Source organism: Bradyrhizobium sp. (assembly GCF_049586575.1).
Classification (GTDB): domain Bacteria; phylum Pseudomonadota; class Alphaproteobacteria; order Rhizobiales; family Xanthobacteraceae; genus Bradyrhizobium.
The window spans coordinates 1-1,795 of record NZ_JBAVCF010000661.1; the positions used below are offsets into that span (position 1 = coordinate 1).

A 1,795-nucleotide genomic window follows, 5' to 3' on the forward strand; every position below is an offset into this window, starting at 1 on the left:
CGCCAAATGGCCTTCCCACGTCAACCTGGCGATCAACATCTCCGCGGTGCAGTTCAAGAAGGGCAACCTTTTTGACGTCATCCTGTGCGCACTGGTCGAAAGCGGCCTCGCCCCGGAGCGGCTGGAGCTCGAAATCACCGAAACCTCGCTGCTGGAAAACCAGGAGGCCCATAGGGCGACGATACGCCAGCTTAAGAATCTCGGTGTATCCTTGGCGCGGGACGATGTTGGCACCGGCTATTCTTCCGTGACGTACCTGGCGAATTTCCCGTTCGACAAGATCAAGATCGACCGGACCTTCACCCAGGGCGTTCTGGAGCGCCGCGACTATGCGGCGGTGGTATCGTCGGTGCTCGCACTCGCACAAGGCCTTGGAAAGATTACGACCGTGGTAGGCATCGAGACCCAGCAGCAGTTCGAATACATGCGCGAAGCCCGCGTCGAACTCGCGCAGGGCTATCTCTTCGGCCGGCCGGTGCCAGCCTTCCGGCTCGATTTCGTCGCCCGCTATTCGCCGGAACAGCAAGCCATGATGGCCTGACCGGAATGCGAATTTTCGATACAGAAAGTATCTTCTCATGACCGCGCAGACCGGTTTGATCGATCAGCTCGAGGATGCCCTTGGCGACAAGAATCTGGCGCGGCGCGCCGAGGTCCTGCGCAAGGTGACCGACCTCTTTGTCCTGAAGTCCGGGACATTCACCGAAGACCAGATCGCGCTGTTCGATGTCGTGATGGGCAGGCTGCTTCAGAACATCGAAAGCGCGGCCCGCGCCCAGTTCGGCAGCCGTATCGCAAAATTGCCCGATGCGCCGCGCGGGGTCGTTCGTCTGCTGGCCGCCGATGCCGCCATCGAGGTCGCCGGACCGGTCCTCACCCATAGCGAGCGGATCGACGTCGATACCCTGGTCGACAATGCCAGGACCCAAAGCCAGGACCACCTGCTCGCGATCTCCGGCCGCAAGATTCTGACGGAAGCCGTGACCGACGTCCTGGTCGATCGTGGCAACCGCGCCGTGGTCTCCGCGACCGCACATAATGCCGGCGCGAAATTCTCCGAATTCGGCGTATCAACGCTGGTCCACAAAGCCTGCGACGACGGCGATCTTGCCCTCTGCGTCTGGTCGCGCCCGGATATTCCGCGCCAAAACCTGGTCAAGCTGTTTGTCGACGCCTCGGAAGCGGTCAAGAACCAGCTTATCGAGGCAGACCCCCGCCGCGCCGGCTTGATCAAGTCGATAGTGGCGCAGGCCACTGACCATATCCAGACCAAGGCGCGTGCCGGCTCGAACGAGTTTTCGCAAGCCCGGCATCTGGTGCGCGAGCTGAACGCCGCGGGCAAGCTGAACGAAGCGCAACTGCTCGCTTTCGCCGACGCAGGCAGCTTCGACAAGGTGGTCGCCGCGCTATCCTTGATGTGCGACCTCCCGGTCGGCGTGGTGGAGCGGGCTTTCGTCCAGAACCAGACCGAGCAGATTGTCGTTCTGGCCCGCGCGATCGATATCTCCTGGGCGACGACGATGAAGCTTCTTTTGCTGCATGCCGGCGTCAACGGCTCTTCGCGGCAGCAACTCGACATCACCTTCGCCAACTTCTTCCGGCTGCAGCCGGTAACGGCGCAGACGGCGCTCAAGTTCTATCGCATGCGGGAAAAGGCCAACCGCCCCAACTAGTGCGGCGAATTTGAAGTTCCTATCAGTGTTGCCGCAATCGCTTTATAGGAACTTCAAATTCAAGGCCGCACTAGAATCAATAAGTTACTAGAGCTCCTTTGATTCCGAAGCTCGCATCGGAG

General features: G+C 60.6%; 2 protein-coding genes. Both read left to right on the forward strand.

The annotated features are described in order from the left end of the window. Window positions 1-541, forward strand: a 541-nt coding sequence (locus WB528_RS24230; protein WP_423891465.1) for an EAL domain-containing protein, incomplete at its 5' end; no start/stop codon positions are given. Between the two features lie 37 nt (window positions 542-578). Continuing rightward, window positions 579-1,673 (forward strand): DUF2336 domain-containing protein, encoded by a 1,095-nt coding sequence (locus WB528_RS24235; protein ID WP_423891467.1) that lies wholly within the window; start codon window positions 579-581, stop codon window positions 1,671-1,673. Window positions 1,674-1,795 lie beyond the last annotated feature (122 nt).

Bases quoted from the DNA above. Each gene is read 5' to 3' on its own strand.
- WB528_RS24235 (WP_423891467.1), top strand. From the start codon at position 579: ATGACCGCGCAGACCGGTTTGATCGATCAGCTCGAGGATGCCCTTGGC.